At 62.2% G+C, this 19,224-nt stretch carries 13 protein-coding genes; 5 read left to right on the forward strand and 8 right to left on the reverse strand.

What is annotated here, in order from left to right; all coding sequences use genetic code 11:
• Nucleotides 1–54: 54 nt before the first annotated feature.
• Genes P3R38_RS11835 through wecB form a run of 4 tightly spaced genes read right to left on the reverse strand, consistent with a single transcriptional unit; the run spans nt 55 to nt 7,215 of the window.
• Nucleotides 55–894 carry a DUF4434 family protein gene (locus P3R38_RS11835; protein WP_023380448.1) on the reverse strand — a complete coding sequence of 280 codons (840 nt, stop codon included), beginning with the start codon at nt 892–894 and terminating at the stop codon, nt 55–57.
• A complete protein-coding gene (locus P3R38_RS11840; RefSeq protein ID WP_277687169.1) occupies nt 894–3,893 on the reverse strand; it encodes a phage receptor in 3,000 nt (999 codons plus the stop codon). The genes P3R38_RS11835 and P3R38_RS11840 overlap by 1 nt, the downstream gene beginning before the upstream one ends.
• Nucleotides 3,890–6,064, reverse strand: a complete 2,175-nt coding sequence (nrfB, locus tag P3R38_RS11845) for a cyclic di-3',5'-guanylate-activated glycosyltransferase NrfB (RefSeq protein ID WP_023380450.1) — start codon at nt 6,062–6,064, stop codon at nt 3,890–3,892. Before nrfB ends, P3R38_RS11840 begins: the two co-directional genes overlap by 4 nt.
• Entirely contained in the window at nt 6,061–7,215 is a 1,155-nt protein-coding gene (wecB, locus tag P3R38_RS11850) for a UDP-N-acetylglucosamine 2-epimerase (non-hydrolyzing) (protein WP_023380451.1), read from the reverse strand. The genes nrfB and wecB overlap by 4 nt, the downstream gene beginning before the upstream one ends.
• A gap of 178 nt (nt 7,216–7,393) precedes the next feature.
• On the opposite strand from wecB, the gene P3R38_RS11855 reads away from it, so the two are divergent.
• Complete coding sequence (locus P3R38_RS11855; RefSeq protein WP_023380452.1) at nt 7,394–7,825, forward strand: PACE efflux transporter; 432 nt, start codon at nt 7,394–7,396, stop codon at nt 7,823–7,825.
• 180 nt (nt 7,826–8,005) lie between these two features.
• A complete protein-coding gene (gene ilvA, locus P3R38_RS11860) occupies nt 8,006–9,568 on the forward strand; it encodes a threonine ammonia-lyase, biosynthetic (protein ID WP_027907586.1) in 1,563 nt (520 codons plus the stop codon).
• A 317-nt stretch (nt 9,569–9,885) separates the two neighbouring features.
• Here the strand turns inward: ilvA and P3R38_RS11865 are convergent, their stop codons facing one another.
• The 3 genes from P3R38_RS11865 to P3R38_RS11875 form a co-directional block, all read right to left on the reverse strand.
• Complete coding sequence (locus tag P3R38_RS11865; RefSeq protein WP_027907585.1) at nt 9,886–11,061, reverse strand: hypothetical protein; 1,176 nt, start codon at nt 11,059–11,061, stop codon at nt 9,886–9,888.
• Between the two features lie 84 nt (nt 11,062–11,145).
• Nucleotides 11,146–11,613 (reverse strand): VOC family protein, encoded by a 468-nt coding sequence (locus P3R38_RS11870; RefSeq protein WP_023380455.1) that lies wholly within the window; start codon nt 11,611–11,613, stop codon nt 11,146–11,148.
• Between the two features lie 163 nt (nt 11,614–11,776).
• Complete coding sequence (locus P3R38_RS11875; RefSeq protein ID WP_104881811.1) at nt 11,777–13,396, reverse strand: NADP-dependent glyceraldehyde-3-phosphate dehydrogenase; 1,620 nt, start codon at nt 13,394–13,396, stop codon at nt 11,777–11,779.
• A gap of 140 nt (nt 13,397–13,536) precedes the next feature.
• On the opposite strand from P3R38_RS11875, the gene P3R38_RS11880 reads away from it, so the two are divergent.
• Complete coding sequence (locus P3R38_RS11880) at nt 13,537–15,780, forward strand: EAL domain-containing protein (protein ID WP_023380457.1); 2,244 nt, start codon at nt 13,537–13,539, stop codon at nt 15,778–15,780.
• Between the two features lie 29 nt (nt 15,781–15,809).
• On the opposite strand, the gene P3R38_RS11885 is transcribed toward P3R38_RS11880, so the two are convergent.
• Entirely contained in the window at nt 15,810–15,983 is a 174-nt protein-coding gene (locus tag P3R38_RS11885) for a hypothetical protein (RefSeq protein ID WP_189673033.1), read from the reverse strand.
• A 457-nt stretch (nt 15,984–16,440) separates the two neighbouring features.
• Here P3R38_RS11885 and P3R38_RS11890 point away from each other — a divergent pair, with 457 nt between their 5' ends.
• Nucleotides 16,441–17,589, forward strand: a complete 1,149-nt coding sequence (locus P3R38_RS11890; RefSeq protein WP_277687210.1) for a hypothetical protein — start codon at nt 16,441–16,443, stop codon at nt 17,587–17,589.
• A gap of 69 nt (nt 17,590–17,658) precedes the next feature.
• Nucleotides 17,659–18,768, forward strand: coding sequence for a glycosyltransferase family 61 protein (locus P3R38_RS11895; RefSeq protein ID WP_277687170.1), 1,110 nt, complete (start codon nt 17,659–17,661; stop codon nt 18,766–18,768).
• Nucleotides 18,769–19,224 lie beyond the last annotated feature (456 nt).

The following is a 19,224-nucleotide window of genomic DNA, read 5'->3' on the forward strand; positions in this document are numbered from 1 at the left end:
GACTGCTCTGGTCAGCACCGGCTTATCGTCGGCGATAAGGCCGCAGCCAACGACTCAATTCTGTGGCAAGACACCCCGTGCCCAAGGTCGGTAACGCAACGCGAACACCGCTTCGGCATGGCAACCGGCGGTCAGCCCAGGCTGCATCGGCTCGGCGCGGAACGTCTGTCCCGCAGCGCTGACCTGACGGAACGCTTCACGCACCACGCCCACCCGGCACGGCAGCGCCTGTTCATAGCCCTGGCGCACCAGTGCAGGCAACCGTGCGGTGCCAGCGCCATCCTGCCACCAGACCTTCAAGCCTAGCCCGGCCAGTTGATCCAGCCACGCGGCGTTGACCCTTGGTGCAAGCGTGCCGGCGCTGAAGGCGCTGATGTGCAGCGGCTTGTCTAGCTTGCGATTGAATGCTTGCAGCTGGCTGTACAGCGCCTCGCGCCGGGCGGCATCACGAAAGTGGTGGTCATCGAGTTCCATGGGCAGGTACCAGCCCGCCACCGGCAGGTCCCAGTGCTGGCGAAGGGTGTTGTATTGACTCAGCGAGCGACCTAGCTGCGCTTTCCAGTAGCTGCCCAGCCCCTCGCCATCGAGCGCGTCCAGACGCTGGTAGTAGGCCGGGTCCATGTACAGGCCCAGTACCAGTTCCAGACCTTGGGCATGGGCTTCGCGCAGGCTGCCAGCCAGCCAGCCCTGGGCGCCGCCAAACTCGCTGGTGCCGTAGGCGCTCCATTGCACGATCAGTGTCTTGCCGCCTTGCGCAACGGTGGCGTGCCACAGCTGCCGCCATTGCTCAGGGGACACAGCGGCATCGCGGTCCAGCGGTTGGTAGAACAGGCGCTGGTCGGCCGCCACGGGCAGGCACAGTGCGAGCAGGCAGACTGCCAGGATCGTTCGCATCAGAAAGTCATCTCCGCACCAAGCAGCACGCCGTTGGCGCGCTCGTACAGGTTGCCGCCCAACGACTGCTGGTACTCGGCGCGCACCTTCAGCGAGCCGCGGTAAGCGTTGTAGCGGTCGTCGTCGAACCACCACTGCCAGCGCACGCCGACGCCGGTACGCAAGTCCTGACGCCAGTCGTTGCTTGGGTCCTGGCTGGAAAACTCAAGGAAGCCGTAGGGCATGATCGTCTGCGGGGACGTGCCCGGCAGTTTCCAGGCGTGGCCCTGCTGAAAACGTGATAACCAGGCATGGTCGCCCGCGCGGGTCCACCAGGCGGCATCGAGGTAAAGGAAGCGCTCGTTCCAGTCGTCCTCGTCCACCCGCCAATCGTTGCGCCAGTCGCCTTGGTCGAGGAACGAGGCTGTAGCGCGCAACAACAGGTCGTTACTGGATTCGGCGTGGCTGCGCAAGTCGCCCCAGTTGCTGCCGACCTTGCTGGGGCTGAGCAGCTCGCCCAGGCTCAGGCCGCGGTAGTGGTCGTCATCGATCTGGCGCTGATGGTACAGCTCGGCATAGAGGTTGAGGTTGGCCCGGCCAAAGGGTTTGTAGCGCAGGCCGATGCCGGTGCCCATGCTCTGGGCATACTCATTGCGACTCTGGCCACCGAACAGCACTCGACCATAGACCGACAACGTACTGCCATTGCGGCTGGGTTCTTCACCTAGCGCGTGGTCCCACATGGCCAGTTGCACGTTCTGCGACTGGGCCTTGCGCGAGGTGCCGCTACGTACGCCGTTGTCCAGGAAGCGGTCGTTGGTCGAGGTACCGGCTGGCGACCAGGTGCTGGCCAGGGTGATGGTGTCGCGCCGTGACAGGGTTTCATGGGCGCGGCGCTGGCGGTACATGCGCGCTTCAAGGCTACCGTACGCATCATCGCCGTCGACCAGATTCTGCTCCACGTCGATGACGCGGCGCAGCTCGCGCCGCGCGGAGGCACTGTCCTCCACCTCGTCATAGCGTAGCGCCAGGGTTTCGCCAAGGCGGTAGTCCTCGGGAAAATCGCGGGTCGCCTGCTCCAGGTAGGGGATGGACTGACGCCGTTGAGCCTTGTCGCTGGCGCTGGCCAAGCGCATGCCATAGTCGGCCCGGTAGCGAGGTTGGGCAGGATCCAGGCGCACGGCTTCGGCAAGCCATGCCGTGCTCTGCGCGGTGTCACCGGCGCGTTGCGCGGTATTGGAGGCCGCATAGTAGTGGTCGGCCCGTGGGCTGTGCGCCAGTGCCTGACGCTGGAAGTCCAGGGCTGTCTGGAGGTCGCCCTGTCGCTGGGCGATGGCGGCGCCCAGGGCCCAGTCGTCGGCGCTGGTGTGGGCGGCGGCGTCCCAGTAGCGTCGGGCGGTCTCGGCATCTCCGGCGTTGAGCGCACCTTGCGCGGCGGTGAGGCGGGCGTTGTCGCTCCAGGCATCGCTTGGCAGGCTGCGCCAGATCGGCAAGGCAGACTCGGAGTCGCCAGCGGCTTCCAGGGCATAGGCCAGCGGCAGGCGGCTGGAGCCGGGATCCAGGCGTTCGGCGGCCTGGTAGTAGACCACGGCTTCGCCAGGTTGGTCAGGCATGGCACAGCGCCCCAGCGCGCGGTACTGGCCTGCTTCGCTGGGGTTGGCGGGAATGGCTTGGCGCACTGCATCGCACTGGCCGGCTTCGGCCAATCTACTCAGCAGTTGAGCGCGGGTATGGCTGTCGACCCTCGGGACCAGGGCAAGTACGCGCTGGGTATCGAGCGGGGCGTCGCTGCGTGCATAGAGGTTGCCCAGGCGCTGCAGCAGGGAAGGTGTCAGTCGGCCTTGGCGGCGGTCGAAGGCCTGCTCGATCAGTTGGCGGGCGCGTGAATGCTGGCCTTGCTCCATCAGCAAGAAAGTGACTTGTTCGAGCGCGGCAAGATCGCCGCTTTGCCGGTAGCGACTTTCCCATTCGCCAGCGGTGCGTGGCTGCGGCGGTTGAGGAGGGTCGCCATACAGGCGCTGCTTGAGCACGGCGTAGGCGCGGGCGTCGGTGCTCGGGGTGCAGTCCTTGAACTGTTCACGGGCAAGGTCCGGGTCGCGGCGCGACAGCCAGTCGACCGTATCCAGGCAGGGGCGTTGCAGTTCGTTGCTCAAGCGCCGAACCAGCGCGGCATCGTCGCCACCACGTGCCAGTTCCCACAGTTGTTGGCGCTGCTGTGGTTGTTGCAGTTGTTCGGTGGGCAAGCTCTGCAGCCAACGTTGAGCCTGTTCGTTATGGCCCACGGCAATGGCCCGGTTGGCCATGGCCAGGCGGGCCTGATTGGCGGCTTGCGGCGATGGGGCGCTATCCAGCAACCGCGTCAGGCCTTTTTCATCCAGTTGCTGCACGTAGGCATTGGCCAGCCGTTGCCAGTCCTTGGCCGGCAGTTTGCCTTGTTCGGCCAGCGGCTCCAGTTGTTCGATGGTCTCTTTCCAGTTGCGCAGCTGCTCGGCGAAGTTGGCGCGCACCAGGCGCATGACCTGGCCGTCCTCTTTTGGCGGCAGTTGGTTCAGCCAGTCCAAGGCCCGGGCCGCACCGCCGAACTTGGCCAGGCTCAAGCTGTAGGCCTGCCACAAACGCACGCGTTGATTGCCGTCGGTGGTGGCCAGCCAACGTTCTACCTGGCTCGCCGGTGGCGGGTCTTGCTCGATCCAGGTCAGGCGAAGCTCCATCACAGCGTCGGCGAACTCGGGGCTGTCGCTCAGCGTCTGGGCAAGGGATTCGGCTTCCTTGTAGCGGCGCTGGTGGGCCAAGGCCTCCACCAGCAGGGCGCGAGCCTCGTCATTGTTGGGTACACGCTTGAGCACATGCCGGGTCAGGCGTTCCACTTCGGCCCAATTGTCCTTCTTCGCTTCGCGGTAGCTGCGCTCCATGAAGGGGTAGCTGGTAAAACGCTGGAACTCGGTCATGGGCGCGGCCAGGACGGGCACGGCGGTGGTGCACAGTAACAGGCCGATAGAGAGGGTAACGCGCGGCTTCATGCCACCTCCCGCGTCAGGTCAAAGGCGGCCTGCTGTTCGCTGGCCTGTTCGGCGAGGGCCTGTTGCAGCACCTCCTCGGTGATGATGCCGCGGGCGATCAAGTGCTCGCCGAGGCTTTGCATCTGTGGGTCGAAGTCGATCAACGCCTGGTTGAACAGGGTGACCGGGACCATGCCACGCACCTGCAGCAGTGTGCCCAGCATCACCTGGTGCTGACTGACCCGCTCTAGCAGGTCGGTATCGTCCTGGTGGCGCTCCAGCACCTGCAGCATCTCGTGGACCTCGGGCTCTTGCCAGCGGCTTGGGTAGTGATAGCGAAGGCCCAAGGTAACCCGGCCCTGTGGGGCCAGGCGGCATTTGACTGGACGCTTGAGTTGGCGACTGATGACGCCGAGCGATACCTGGCTGACCGGGCTTTCGCTGGCCAGGATCAGGGTGTCGCCGTCTTCGGCTACTGGCAGGACACCATAGTGCGTTGCCAGCTTGCGGGGCAGCTTGGCGATCAGTTGCCGATCGAGCTTGAACGGGTTCAGCGGTGCCCAGGGCAGGTCCAGCTGCTCGGCCAGGGCTTCGACCAGTTGTTCGCTGTTGATCCAGCCGCGCAGCAGCAGCTCGCGGCCAAGGCGGCGACGTACCGGGCTGGTGATGGCTTGTTGCAGTTGTTCCTCGCTGATCAGCCCTTTGGCTACCAGGCGCTGACCCAATGGAGTACGTGCCGGCGAGGTGAGGGCGGGGAACTCATGGGTGGTCTTGTCCCAGGCGACGCGCCGCGAGTCACCCATTTCCATGACCTGGCGCAACGCGCGCAGGTTGGCAAAGAAGTTGACGAAGTTGCTCCACATCATCCGGGGCGCTGACAGCAGCCCCTCGCCGATGCCGTAGTAACGGGTGACGAACCAGCCACGCTGGAACAAGCGGTTGAGCAGCATGAACCCGTTGAGCCAGAGCAGTGTCGAGAGCAGCCAGCTGTCTCCCAGAATCGACATGAAACGCCAGGAATCGGGGGCGATCACCGTCACCAGCCACATCGCCAGCAGCACCAGGAACAGTAAGTTGACCAGGAAGCTGAGCAGGTAGGCGAACAGCCCGCGGCGGTCGCGCCAGAGGAAGTAGTTAAGCGCGCCCTTGCGGCTCCAGCCCAGGTTGCTGGTGCCCTGGAACACGATACCGACGATCCACCGAGATTTCTGGCGGATGGCATGCTGCCAGTCACGAGGAAAGTGCTCGCGCACGCAGATGACCTGGGAAAACTCGCGGCTCATGCCCACGCGCCAGTCGTGTTTGAGCGCAAGCGCCGGGTCGGTGATCGAGTAGCGGGCGAAGATGCACTTCATGCCCTTTTGCTTCAGGCGAAAGCCGATGTCGTAGTCTTCGGTGAGGCTCTGCACGTCGAAGGCGATGCCGTCACCGTCTTCGAGCAGGGCGCTGATGGCCCGGCGGCTGAAACAGGTCCCGACCCCGGCACTGGGCACCTGGCCGGTCAGTGCCTCGCGCACGATCACATCCTTGCCATGGTTCTCGGCGAACTCGTCCACATAGTGCCCGGCGGTGAAGCCTTTCCACTCCGGTGCGTAGGGGTACACCGGGATCTGGATCATGTCCTTGTTCGGCAGCAGGTAGTTGAACAGGCGCAGTTCCATGGGCGAGATCACGTCCTCGGCATCATGCAGGATGAAGCCGGCGAACTCGATGCGTGCATCGTCCTGGAACCTGAGGATGGCGTCGATGATGTTGTTCAGGCAGTCAGCCTTGCTGGTCGGGCCGGGGCGGGCACAGACCACCTTGTGGACGTTGGGATAGTGCAGGCAAACGGCATCGACATCGGCCTGGGTCTGCGGGTCGTTGGGGTAGGTGCCGACGAAGATCTGGTAGTTCTCGTAGTCGATGGTCGAGGCGGCCAGGCGGGCCATTTCACCCACCACACCGACTTCGTTCCAGGCCGGGACCATGATCGCCAGCGGTTTTTCCGGCACTTCGTACAGGCGTTTTTCGTCGGCTTTTTCGTATTTGTCATAGATCCGGAAGCGGCGGATCAGTTTTCGGCACCAATAGCAGAGGTCGATGAACAAGTCGTCCAGGCCCAGCAGAAACATCAGTGTCGCCAGGATGATGGCGAGGATTTTCAGGCCGAACAGCACATAAGTGAGGAAGTCGATGAAAGCCAGGCTCATGCGTCATCTCGTTTAACGGCGGTGGCGTCCAGCCAGTCGCTCAGGCGATCGGCGATCTTCTCGCTGGCGTGACCATCACCAAAGGGGGTGAAGACCCTGGCCATCTTGCTGTACGCCTCAGGGTCGTCGAGCAGTTGGCTGGTCTCCTTGACGATGCGTTCGGTCAGGGTACCGACCAGCTTGACCGTGCCGCCTTCGAGCACCGAGGGTCGCTCGGTCACCTTGCGCAGCACCAGCACCGGCTTGCCCAGCGCGGGCGCCTCTTCCTGCACGCCCCCGGAGTCGGTGAGGATCAGGTAGGCACGGTTCATCAGCCAGACGAAGTGCTGGTAGTCCTGGGGGGCGACCAGGTGAACGTTCTCGCGGCCCGACAGCACGCCATACACGGCTTTTTGCACCTGTGGGTTGAGGTGCACCGGGTAGACGAATTGCACGTCCGGGTAACGCAGCGCCAGTTCGGCCAGGGCCAGGCAAATACGCTCGAAGCCCGCGCCGAAGTTTTCACGGCGGTGGCCGGTGACAAGGACCATGCGCTGATCGTCGCGCAACTTGCCGAGCGGCGAGTCGGCAGCAGGGCGCCAGTGGCTGCGCGTCAGGTGTTCGCGCATCCAGAGCAGGGCGTCGATGACCGTGTTGCCGGTCACCTCGATGTGCTCCAACGGCACACCCTCGTGCAGCAGGTTGTCACGAGCCTTGGTGGTGGGTGCGAAATGCAGGTCGGCGATCACCCCGGTCAAACGTCGGTTGGCTTCCTCCGGCCAGGGTTGCTGGAGGTTGCCGGTGCGCAGCCCGGCTTCGACATGACCGATGGGGATGTGCCGGTGGAACGCTGCCAGGGCGGCGATGAAACTGGTGGTGGTGTCGCCATGGACCAGCACGATCTTGGGTTGTACCTGCTCGTAGGCTTTGTCGATCTTGTCGAGCAGATCGCGTGCCAGCCCGTTGAGGGTCTGGTTCTGGGTCATGACCTTGAGGTCCTGGTCGACGGTCAGACCGAAGGCGGTGAGCACCTGTTCAAGCATTTCCCGGTGCTGGCCGGTGGAGCAGATGTGCAGGTCGAGCGCCGGGCAATCGCGCAGTACGCGTGCCAACGGTGCCATTTTGATCGCTTCAGGGCGGGTACCGAATACCATCATGACGGTTTTGGACATCGTCGTGCTCCTCGTCCGATTCCATGTCCGAAGTTGTACGATTGCGTCGCGCTTGCAGGATTTAGATACAAGCAGGGGAACCAGAGCTTGTCCAATCCGGCAGGCGCGCTGAATGTGCACGTTGAACATGCCCGTCAACCGGCGTACCGTTCGCTTTCGCGTGACTCAGGAGCCCCACATGCAAGGCAAGGCCCGCAAGGTCGTTCAGGCCATCCTTTACGAAATCATCGCCGTGGCGTGCGTGGCGCCGGCGTTGTCGTTGATGTTCGATGCAGGCATGGCCCATTCGACGGTGCTTTCAGTGCTGATGTCGGGCATCGCCATGAGCTGGAACATGGGCTTCAACTGGGCCTTCGAGCGTTGGGAGGCGCGTCAGCGCCAGCGCACCCGCACGTTGTGGCGGCGGTTCCTGCATGCGCTGGGCTTCGAGGGCGGACTGGTGTTGATACTGTTGCCACTGGTGGCGTACTGGATGGACATCAGCTTGTGGGCGGCGTTGCTCACCAACCTGGCACTGTTCGTGTTCTTCTTCGTGTACGCGTTCGTGTTCCAGTGGGGCTTCGACAAAGTGTTCGATGTGCCGGTCTCGGCGCAAGAAGCAAAGTGTTGACTTCCTGCTTAGCGGCGGGATAACTTCCCTACCCATGAACACATTCCCGCACGCCAACGCCATTATTATTACCGCCATTATCAGTTTGGCGGGCTAGCGCGTACGTGCACCGAACCCGCCCTGGAGGCGGGTTTTTTCTCTCTGACTCCTGGGCAACGTGAAAACAACCAGGAGTCATCGATGACCAACCTCAGTGTCAGCCCGCGTCCCCTCGTCACCCCCCAGCAACTGCTGTCGGAACAGGTTCGGCGCATTCTCGCCGCGCCGGTGTACGACCTGGCGATCGAGACTCCCTTGCAAGTCGCTCCGGCGTTGTCGGCAAGCCTGGGCAACCAGGTGCTGCTCAAGCGCGAAGACCTGCAACCGACGTTCTCGTTCAAGATCCGCGGTGCCTACACCCGCCTGTCACGCTTGAGCACGGCGCAGCGTGAGCGCGGGGTGATCACTGCATCGGCTGGCAACCACGCCCAGGGTGTCGCGTTGGCGGCGGCGCACCTGGGGATCAAAGCGACCATCGTCATGCCCACTACCACCCCGTCGCTGAAGGTCGAAGGCGTGCGCTCCCGTGGCGGCCATGTGGTGTTGCACGGCGAGAGCTTCCCCCACGCGTTGGCCCATGCCCTGAAGCTGGCGGACGATGAGGGGGCGACCTTCGTGCCTCCGTTCGACGACCCGGATGTCATTTCCGGGCAGGGCACCGTTGCGATGGAGATCCTGCGCCAGCACCCAGGTGCGCTGCACGCGATCTTCGTGCCGGTTGGCGGCGGCGGACTGGTGGCGGGCATTGCCGCATACGTGAAGTACCTGCGCCCCGAGGTCAAGGTCATCGGTGTCGAACCGGAGGATTCCAATTGCCTGCAGGCTGCCATGGCCGCCGGTGAACGGGTGATTCTGCCCCAGGTCGGTACTTTCGCCGACGGCGTGGCGGTGGCGCAGATCGGCGCGCATTGCTTCGAGTTGTGCCGTCACTTCGTCGATGAGGTGGTCACCGTCAGCAGCGACGAGCTGTGCGCGGCGATCAAGGACATCTACGACGACACCCGTTCGATCACCGAGCCTTCCGGCGCCCTGGCCGTGGCGGGCATCAAGAAATACGTAGCCCGTGAAGGCGTGCAGGGTAAGGCTCTGGTTGCCATCGACTCGGGCGCCAACGTCAATTTCGACCGCCTGCGCCATGTCGCCGAGCGCGCCGAACTGGGCGAGCAGCGCGAGGCGATCATCGCCGTGACCATCCCTGAGCAGCCAGGCAGCTTCCGCGCCTTCTGCCAGGCGCTGGGCAAGCGGCAGATCACCGAGTTCAACTACCGCTATTATCCAGGCAAGGAAGCGCGGCTGTTCGTGGGCGTTCAGACGCACCCGCTGCATGATCCGCGCGAGCAACTGCTGAACCATTTGCGCGAACAGGGCTACAACGTACTCGACCTGACCGACAACGAACTGGCCAAGTTGCACGTTCGTCACACCGTCGGCGGCCACGCGGCACCAGGCGCCAATGAGCGGGTGCTGCGCTTCGAGTTCCCCGAGCGGCCGGGGGCCTTGCTGGGCTTCCTGGAGCGTCTGGGCAAGCGCTGGAACATCAGTTTGTTCCATTACCGCAACCACGGAGCAGCCGAGGCCCGGGTGTTTGCGGCGTTGGAAGTGCCGGACGACGAGCAGGGCAGCTTGCCGCAGGCGTTGGACGAGATGGGCTATCGGTATTGGGACGAGACGGATAACCCGGCGTATCGGTTGTTCCTTGGGTGATTCCGGGGAGGTAGGGGCGGTGAAGTGGCGGTCTTGTGTTAGGAGGTGATGCGTAGATCGAGCGCCGCCCGCGCGGCGCATCGCGAGCAAGGCTCGCTCCTACGTCGGTTTCGGGCCAATGAATCTGTGGGATATGCGCGCGAACGCTTTAGAGCACGGCGCAATATGGGGTCGTACAAACCAGGCGGACGCGCGCGCCTGTCACTGACGTTACTGGCCCGCAACAAACGTAGGAGCGAGCCTTGCTCGCGATGCGCCGCGCGGGCGGCGCTCGATCTCACCAGCGCCGCCAAGCATCCACCCCCCAAAAAAGCACTTCAGCGCTCCCGCATGAAGAACCCCGCCACATACTTGCGGAAGGTCTCCAAGCTCTTGAAGTCGGCGTAGCGTTTGAAATGTTCGGTCTCAGGCTCTGGCCCCAGCGGCTTCTCCAGCAACGATACCGACAACACGCGATCCTGGTCCGACGTGAGCACCAACTCGTCCATCACCTGGCCACCAATCACCGGTCTGCGCATCTGCACCTTCACGCCCTTGCTGGCCATCCAGTCGATCAACGACACCAGCGCCTTGAGCGGCTCGCGCTCTTCGTCACGGTACACCGGGAACAGGTGAACTCGCGACAGCACCGGCACGCTGGCCACGTGAATCAGCTCATAGAAATGGCTGCCGGCCGTGGTCGGCGAGTAGAGCGCCAACGCCAGCAACGGCCCGGATGCGCGGCTGCCGCCCCAGTACAGGTGGTGGCCCTGGAAGTCGAAGCCGTCCTCGTTGCGGTTGTTGAATAGCTTGCGCCCCTTGATCTGGTCGACGCAGTCGAGTATCAGCCCATGGCGGCGGTGGTTGCCGAACACCGTCGCTTCGCGCAGCCTGGCCTTGAGCATCATCATGTGCTTCATGTCCAGGCGGGTTTCCAGGTAATTGCTGGCTGGCACCCGCGCCAGCAATGGGTAGCGACTGGCCACGCCACGCAGCTCGGCGAACTGCCCGGTAAGGTCCTTCTTCAGGTGCGAGGCATACAGATTGAGGCCGCTGGTCTCCATCCAGGTCAGCAGCAGCGACAGCAAGCGCTGCTGTTCGCGTCGCTCGCTGGTTTCAACGCCGTCGCCAGCCTTTTGGAAGTCACCGATCAGACGCAGTGGTGTATCAGGCGCAAGCCAGGCAACCGGCGAACTGGGCGCTTGCTCGTCCTCACTGTCTTCGCGCTCATCCTTGCTGAATGGGCAGCCTGGAGCATGTTCCGCAGTGCCGGGGTTGTTCTTTAGAAACAGCGTGCCAGTGTTGCCGTTTAGCGTGACATTGAGCACGGGCAGGGCGTCCTTGCGGCAGTCGCATGCCAGCCACTGGTTGGCGCTGCGCACTTTCATCAGCCACTGGTTAGCCTGCAGTAGGCGTGGGCCGGCGAGTGTGCCGTTGGCGAAGCCGACCAGCAGCTCCTCTTCAGCGGGCGTGAGGCTGCGCACCAGCGCGGCGGTCTTGTCGATGATTCGCATTGAGCAGCTCCAAGCTACGAGCCCCAAGCTTCAAGCAAAGCCGCGCGGGTTTCAACTTCAAGCGTGAGGCAAGCTGCCTGGCGCTCAGTTGCCGCCGAACATTTTCGCGGCGCGTGCGCGTATCTCCTCGACGCTGAGGTCTTCCTTGTGGGTTGAGATGAACCAGAGGTTGCCGAACGGGTCTTTCAAGGTGCCGCTGCGGTCGCCATAGAACTGGTCTTGTAGCGGATGCAGTTGGGTGGCGCCAGCGGCGATTGCTTGGGCATAGACGCTGTCGCAGTCCGCGACGTACAGGTGCAGGCCAACGGCGGGTGCACTGATGGTTTGGCTGGCCTTGAGGCTGCCTTCCATGTCGCAAGGGTCGGCGAGCATCAACGACGAGTCGCCGATCTTCAGCTCGGCATGGCCGACACGGCCATCCGGGCCATCGAGGCGAAACATCTCGATGGCGCCGAAGGCTTTCTTGTAAAACTCGATGGCCTTGCTCGCATCCTTGATACCCAGATAGGGGGTGATGCTGTGCTGGCCTTCGGGGATGGGTTTGACTGTCATTTTTCATCGCTCCTTTGACGTGGATGCCGGAAGACCCGGCGAGCGAGCCTCCCAACGTTACCTACTGCATAGAGTCGTTTGCGCGCTTGAAAAATCGACAGGGTGGTTAGAACAAATTCCTATAAACGTTATACCGCCAGCCTGAACTGGCGGTTGCAAGACATCAGAAGATGTAGTCAGTGGTCAGGAAACTCGACTGACGGTTACGGATGATCTCGCTGATCAATGCTTTGTTGGCCTCCTGGAACTTGGTCGCCACCAGGGTCCGAATCGAGAACACCCTCAGGGCATCGTGTACGGACAACGTGCCCTCGGCGCTGTTCTTGCGGCCATTGAACGGATACGTGTCAGGCCCTCGCTGGCACTGTGCATTGATGTTGATGCGGCCTACCTGGTTGGCGAAGGTGTCGACCAGGTTGCCAATGGTCTGCGGGTCGTTGCCGAATAGACTCAGTTGCTGGCCGTAGTCGGAGTCGAGCACATAGTCGACCACCGTCTGCAGGTCGCGGTAGGGCACCACCGGCACCAGCGGGCCGAACTGCTCCTCATGGTAGACACGCATGCTCGGTGCCACCGGGTAGAGCAGGGCGGGGTAGAAGAACGAGCCTCGGCTTTGCCCACCCCCTTCGTTGAGCACCCGCGCGCCTTTGGCAATGGCATCGGCTACCAGGCCGTCGAGGTAGTCGACCTTGCCCTGCTCGGGCAGCGGGGTCAGCGCTACGCCCGGCGCCCATGGCATGCCCGGCTTGAGGGTAGCGAGCTTGCGTTGGAACTTGTCGAGGAAGGCATCGACCACATCCTCGTGCACGAACAGGATCTTCAGCGCCGTGCAGCGCTGACCATTGAACGACAGGGCGCCGGTGACGGCTTCTTCCACCGCGTTGTCCAGGTCAACCTCGGGCAACACGATGCCGGGGTTCTTGGCGTCCAGGCCCAGGGCGGCACGCAGGCGGTGCGGGCGCGGGTGAAGCTTCTTCAAGTCACTCGCCGCCTTGTGGGTGCCGATGAAGGCGAACACGTCGATGTCGCCACTGGCCATCAGGGCACTGACGGTCTCGCGGCCACGGCCATAGATGACGTTGATGACACCTGGCGGGAAACTGTCGCGGAAGGCTTCGAGCAACGGACGAATCAACAGAACGCCGAACTTGGCCGGTTTGAACACCACGGTGTTGCCCATGATCAGTGCCGGGATCAACGTGGTGAAGGTTTCATTGAGTGGGTAGTTGTATGGCCCCATGCACAGTGCCACGCCCAGCGGCGCTCGGCGGATCTGGCCAAGGGTGCCCTGTTCCAGCTCGAAACGGCTGGAGCGGCGGTCGAGGTCCTTGAGGGCGTTGATGGTGTCGACGATGTAGTCGCAGGTGCGGTCGAACTCTTTTTCCGAGTCCTTGAGATTCTTGCCGATTTCCCACATCAGTAGCTTGACCACTGCCTGGCGTTGCTCAAGCATGCGGGCCAGGAAGGTTTCAACGTGCTGGATGCGCTCTGCTACGCGCATCGTCGGCCAGGCACCGCGGCCCTTGTCGTAGGCCTGCACCGCGGCATCGAGGGCGGTGAGTGCGGTATCGGCATCGAGCAGCGGCGCACTGCCGAGGATGACTTGGCGCTCTGTATCGCTTTCCTTGATCCAGACCGGGCTGCGGACGGTGGCCAGGGGGCCGTCCCAGCGCTTCAACTCGCCATTGACGAGGTATTCGCGCTGTTCCAGCGGCGCTCCCAGGCGCCACGCTTCGGGGATGTCATCGGCAGTGGGAAACAGCGAATCGAGCAGACGGTCCATGGGTACTGCACCTCACATATTTGGCAGGGTGAAACGCTTCAGCACCTGAGCATGCACCCGCCGGAAGAAAAACACCAGTCTGGCTCAACATTGCCCGGTTTGCGCCGATACACAGTCAATCGACCTCCAGCATCGGGACCATGAGCATTTTTTACCCATCTCCAGACGAGCCGGCCCCGACGTCAGAGGCCATTCGCCGTCATGCCAGCCGTTTGTTGCCCATCGGTTTCGCCCTGGTCGGTATCGGCTTGTCGGTGTTGCTTGGCCGGCTCGATGTCCAGCGTGAACGCAGCGACCAGGTCAGCACCTTGAGCGCGCAGTTGTCGGGAGTGCGCGCAGCGCTGGAGGCGCAGTTACGCGCGGCGTTCGGCGAGACCGAAGGCATCGCGCAATTAATTGCCGCCGATGGTGGTATCAGCCCTGAGCATTTTCGTGTCATGGCACGCGAGGCATTGGCGTCGGTGCCTTACATGCGCCATGTGGCGCTGGCCCCCAACGACGTGATCCGCGATATCTATCCGCGCAAGGGTAACCAGGCGGTCATTGGCCTGGATTATCGCAGTCTGCCGGACCAGTATCCGGTGTTGCAGGCGGCCAGGGAGCGGCATCAGCCGATACTGGCCGGCCCGGTGCACCTGTACCAGGGGGGCACGGCGCTGATCTATCGGCGGCCGGTGTTCATGGCTGACGAGGGGAGCGCCAAGCGTTATTGGGGCAGCGTGTCGGTGGTGACCGATGTGGAGCGGCTGCTGGTTTCGGCCGGTTTGCGGCCTGACCTGAACATTGCCATCGCCTTGCGCGGTGTCGATGGCAAAGGCGGTGAGGGCGCCATGATCTGGGGGGATGCACGGTTGTTCGAAAGGCCGCTGCTCAGTCTGCCGGTGGAGGTGCCGGGTGGGCACTGGCAGCTGGTGGCCGCGCCGCTTCACGGCTGGCCGTTGTTTCCAGGGCTGCTGGCTTCCCCCTGGTTCCTGTTCTCGCTGGGTTGTACCGGGCTGCTTACCCTGTGCATCTCGCAACTGAGCCGCAAGCAGCGTCTGTTGCACCTGCGGAACGTGGAACTCAGCGAATCCCAGGCCAAGCTTGAGCGCTCCGCTCATTACGACACCATCACCGGGCTGCCCAATCGTGTGCTGTTCCAGCAGCAACTGACCCAGGCTATCACCCAGGGACGTGGCCTGGCGGTGTTGATGCTCGACATCGACGGTTTCAAGCAGGTAAACGACAGCCTCGGCCATGCCATGGGCGACTTGCTGCTGCAGCAAGCTACCGCCCGTTTTCTCCAGGAGCTCGACAGTGCCGACCGCGTGTGTCGCCTGGGGGGGGACGAGTTCGTGTTCATGCTCCAGGGTAGCCAGGGTCAGGTGAACCAGCAGGTGCGCGCACTGTTGCGCTGCTTGCAACGGCCATTCGACCTCAACGGCAATGCTGGCCTGGTCACAGGCAGTATCGGTCTGGCCTGGTGCCCGCAGCATGGTGCGGACGCCGACAGCCTGTTACGACATGCCGACACCGCGATGTACGCAGCCAAGGAGGGCGGACGCAATGCCTGGCAGCCTTACCAGCCTGAGATGACCGAACGCTTGCAACAACGCCTGGAACTGGAGCGCAATCTGCGCCGGGCGCTGCAGAACAATGAATTCGAGCTGTGGTACCAGCCTAAGCTCGACCTGTTCAGCGGTCGGTTGGAAGGGGTGGAGGCGTTATTGCGCTGGCGAGACCCGGAGCATGGCCTGGTTTCCCCCGGTGAATTCATCCCGCTGGCCGAGCGTACAGGTTTGATCATTCCCCTGGGCGAACTGGTGCTGGAGCTGGCCTGCGCGCAGATGGCAGCCTGGAGGGACCACGACTGCCTGCCCGGGCCATTGGCGATCAACGTGGCGGCACTGCAGATCGAACGTAGCGATTATGTCAGCACCTTGGCACTGGCCCTGGAGCGGCACGGCTTGTCGCCCAGCCTGCTGGAGGTGGAAATCACCGAGAGCCTGTTGATGGAAAGCCAGCAGCAGGCCTGCGCGGTACTGGCCCAGCTGCAGGCGATGGGTGTCGCAACGGCCGTGGACGACTTTGGTACTGGGTATTCATCCTTGGCCTATTTGCGCGCCTTGCCCATCGACCATCTGAAAATTGACCGTGCCTTCATCAAGGACTTGCCCGAAGACGATGATGCGGTGGCGGTGGCCCGGGCCATCGTCGACCTGGGGCACGCCCTGGGTTATCGCATCACCGCGGAGGGGATCGAAACCCAGGCGCAATACGACTTCCTGCGCAACACAGGCTGCGACCAGGGGCAGGGCTATTTGCTGGGGCGGCCGATGCCCGCTGCCGAGTTCCAGCGTTGGTTGCACCAACATCCACAACGCCAGCGATCGACGGGCGCCTGACAGGCGCCGGCGGTGCGTCGTCCGAGCGATTACAGGGCGGCCAGGCAGGGCTGGTCCAGGTAGCGCTCCTGAACCTCGACATTGCAGGGGGGCTGCGTCAATTCCAAGGCGCTGATCTCGAAGCCCCCGACGACCACTGGCTGCCGCAATGGCGGCTCTGCGGTGTGTTCTGCCAACCCTTTGGCCATTTTGGCGTGGTTCATAGCAATTTCACTAAGCGTTGACACGTTACATCTCCGGTGACTGACCAGGCGCCATTGCACGCGTGGGTAGGCAATAAAAGTTGGCCGTTGCTGCGTCGGAATGTCGTCTTGCTTGGCGGCGAAAACCGATGTTGCAAACGACACGCCAAGCCATTGGGCAAAAGAATAGCTGGGGTGTTGAAAACGACGAGTGGTTTAAAACGGCGCAATACGCGATAAACCGAGGTACTCAAAGAGAACTTCAGTCAAAGAAATATTGACGCCATAAAACAGCACTCGATGGTGTCAAAGTGCCGCTTGCAAAGGGGTAGCCTTGCATCTTTAATTATCGCTGAATAGGCGCGCATTATTTTCTGATTAAGTCATGCGTATCAAGTGTTTAAATACACGTTTCGCGATGTATCCAGATCTTTTTCCGACCTGCCCACAGACAACATCACAGGACGTCGAAGAAGCAATGAAAAAGACCTTGGCGGCGGTTGCTCGCACATTCATCTCTCCCTCCACGCGTTACGAGATCAAGACTGCTTCGCACAAGATACGTGAGCTGATGGGGCGGGCATGTGTCTGGCGTTGGGAGGTGGCTCGCTTCCGGCTGGGTCAGGAGAGTCCGTACGAGGTGCTGTACATCGGCAGAAAGCAACAGCGCGAGCTGGCTCAGGTACTGATTTCCGGCAAGGAGCAAGGGGAGGCGGGCGAGGGGCACTCGACGCCGGTTGCATCGGGGCATGTGGTGGTAGTCAGCGAAATGCCCACCTCAGGCGCCTTGACGGTTCCCCATTATCTGAGCGCCGTGGTGCCGCTTGGTCGGTCGCTGGAGGATATCACCGCACGCTACGACAGCGAGTTGAGGCGCAGCATCCGTAAGAACCGGCCGCTTTACAGCATGCGTCAGGCGTTGTCCGATGAGGACATCGCAATGGCCGATACGCAGTTGCTTCGCCCCTATGCCACCGCCCGGCAAGGCGGCAGGGCGGTGCAGATCCCCAGTGAAGAGGTGCTGCGCCTGGCCAAGGGCTTTGGCCGCCTCGACCTGATCACCCTGGGCGACGAAATCGTGGCCTGTCATCTGGGATGCGAAGTCGTTCGAGGTGGCAAGCGCTACTGGAGTACGGTGCGCTTCGGCTATTGCGAGGCTGTGTTTTCGGACGCCAGAAAACTGCGCGAGGTCAATTCGATCACCACGTTCATGGCCCTTGAGTGGGCGCTGGCCAACGGCTTCGACTATTACGACATCGGCATGTGCCTGGCGCGGCCCGATGACGGGCTGCTGAAATGGAAACGACGGCGCGGTGGCGATGTCGACCCCTTCGGCAACTACGGCTACCTGTTCGTTCGTTTACCCAAGACCGGCATTGCCCGGTTTTTGTGGGACACCCCCTTGTTTGCCGTCGAAGGCAACAAGTTGACACTTCACCTGGGCCTGCCTGAGGGGCCGAGCGAAGAAGAGATTGCCAGCCGTTACCGTGAAATGGTGTTCGGCGGCCTGCACAAGATTTATCTCTATGGCGCACGGACGGCTGCCGAGCAATTCGTCGAAACCTTGCGCAGTCGTTATGCCGACGTTCAGTCCCCGCCCAAGATGGAAAGGGTGTTGTCCAATTGATCCGCATTAAGGAAGAACACGGATCAGCTGATTTTTTGGCGATTAGCCGCGCAGCCTTGGGAGCTCACTATGGGAAGCGATGTCACGCCCTTCAGTGCCACACCTGCTAAGGGTCGAAAAAAATTGACGCTGGCCGCCTACAAATACATCGCCCGCAAACGGTTCTCCCGACAGGCAGAGATCGACCTTAAAAGCATTGCCGAGAAAAGTTGGGAGATTGCCCCGAGTGAGACCACTGTGTCGCCACGCGCTATCTTCCTGCCCAACCAGCTGGAGCGTGTAACCGGTTGGGAATTTCATCCCTTCGAGCACCCGCGCCGGACGATGGAAGGCGGCTTGACCGTCGACCATGGCGCCACGCGAGGCTACCTGATCAAGGATGTATGGTTGATCGACGGTGCCCTGTACAAGGACGATGCCTGCCACTGGCTGTCCTTGCGCCCTACGCATTTTCCCGGAATTGTCGTAGAGCATGAAATCGAGCGTGCGGCGGCCTATTGCACGCTGCACGGCAACTCCTGGTTCGGCACCTGGTTGATGGAGGATTGCGCGACGTATCCGTTGGCTTGTAATGAGGGCGTACCGATTACTACAGCGCCTTCGGCGAAATTCCCCTTGTTCGCCCAGGCCCCTGCATATGAAGACTGGTTGGGCATGCGGCCGCTGCGTTTGCGTAATGCCTTCATTCGCGAACTGGTGTTGTTCGACGACCAGAGCAATAACCGCAACAGGCACCTGCGTTACCGGGGCATGGGGGAGAAGTTGCTGTCCCATGTCGAGCATGCGCCCCATCCTGGTGTTTTCCTGTTGCGCGGTGGCGATGGCGAACTACGGCTGTTGCGCAACGAGCTTGAGATTGCCGAGCACCTGCGCAAGCACCGAGGCTTTCGCATCATCAATCCCCTCAAAACCGATGTGCCGAGCATCGTGGCGGCCTGTGCAGGTGCTAGAACGGTGATAGGTGTTGAAGGCAGCCAGTTGGCGCACGGCGTGAATGTACTTCAGGACGGAGGCTCGGTGCTGGCGCTACAACCGCCTAACCGGTTCGTCAGCTACTACAAGTTCATGACCGATCGTGATCACCAGCATTTCGGTTTTGTGGTCGGGACACCGGACGGCGAGGGTTTCAAGATCGATATCGACGAGGTTGAGCGCACACTGGATCTACTGCCGTCATAAACCGGTTGCCTGTACCGCGTCCCCCCTCTCACCGGCACGCGGGGCCTAAGCTCTGTACGCAAAGCCTTGCTACCCGGTGATGCTGCGTTGAGAACAGCCTCGGAAGGCTCATTTACAACCCGTAAACGCCGCTTCCTCGGCTGTTTTCCCCTTGTCTGACCTTCGTCTCAAGACTGTTCACGCAGAGCCTGGAATGCGTCAAATCTGGGTTGGACTTACAACGATTAGCATTTGGGTTATCACCCGTGAAACACATCGGCCGTTTCAACGCAGTGACAACCCGCGCGGTGAGCCCGGGTAGGGCACGGCGTATGTTCAGACTCGTCGCGTAAGGGTTTTGCAATGGAATCAACGTCTTCGGTCAATGGGGCGTAACGCGCAAAAGCCTACAAATTTAACCTGGCAACTTTTTGACGATATTGGGCCTGCCTCATTGAGATATATTATGGTGTCGGA

Source organism: Pseudomonas sp. NyZ480, from assembly GCF_029537255.1.
GTDB classification, from domain to species: domain Bacteria; phylum Pseudomonadota; class Gammaproteobacteria; order Pseudomonadales; family Pseudomonadaceae; genus Aquipseudomonas; species Aquipseudomonas taiwanensis.

Coding starts and splice junctions, on each gene's coding strand:
- P3R38_RS11875 (WP_104881811.1), bottom strand. CDS start 13,396: ATGGACCGTCTGCTCGATTCGCTGTTTCCCACTGCCGATGACATCCCC.
- P3R38_RS11890 (WP_277687210.1), top strand. CDS start 16,441: ATGAAAAAGACCTTGGCGGCGGTTGCTCGCACATTCATCTCTCCCTCC.
- P3R38_RS11870 (WP_023380455.1), bottom strand. CDS start 11,613: ATGACAGTCAAACCCATCCCCGAAGGCCAGCACAGCATCACCCCCTAT.
- P3R38_RS11855 (WP_023380452.1), top strand. CDS start 7,394: ATGCAAGGCAAGGCCCGCAAGGTCGTTCAGGCCATCCTTTACGAAATC.
- P3R38_RS11895 (WP_277687170.1), top strand. CDS start 17,659: ATGGGAAGCGATGTCACGCCCTTCAGTGCCACACCTGCTAAGGGTCGA.
- nrfB (WP_023380450.1), bottom strand. CDS start 6,064: ATGAGCCTGGCTTTCATCGACTTCCTCACTTATGTGCTGTTCGGCCTG.
- P3R38_RS11885 (WP_189673033.1), bottom strand. CDS start 15,983: ATGAACCACGCCAAAATGGCCAAAGGGTTGGCAGAACACACCGCAGAG.
- P3R38_RS11880 (WP_023380457.1), top strand. CDS start 13,537: ATGAGCATTTTTTACCCATCTCCAGACGAGCCGGCCCCGACGTCAGAG.
- P3R38_RS11865 (WP_027907585.1), bottom strand. CDS start 11,061: ATGCGAATCATCGACAAGACCGCCGCGCTGGTGCGCAGCCTCACGCCC.
- wecB (WP_023380451.1), bottom strand. CDS start 7,215: ATGTCCAAAACCGTCATGATGGTATTCGGTACCCGCCCTGAAGCGATC.
- P3R38_RS11840 (WP_277687169.1), bottom strand. CDS start 3,893: ATGAAGCCGCGCGTTACCCTCTCTATCGGCCTGTTACTGTGCACCACC.
- P3R38_RS11835 (WP_023380448.1), bottom strand. CDS start 894: ATGCGAACGATCCTGGCAGTCTGCCTGCTCGCACTGTGCCTGCCCGTG.
- ilvA (WP_027907586.1), top strand. CDS start 8,006: ATGACCAACCTCAGTGTCAGCCCGCGTCCCCTCGTCACCCCCCAGCAA.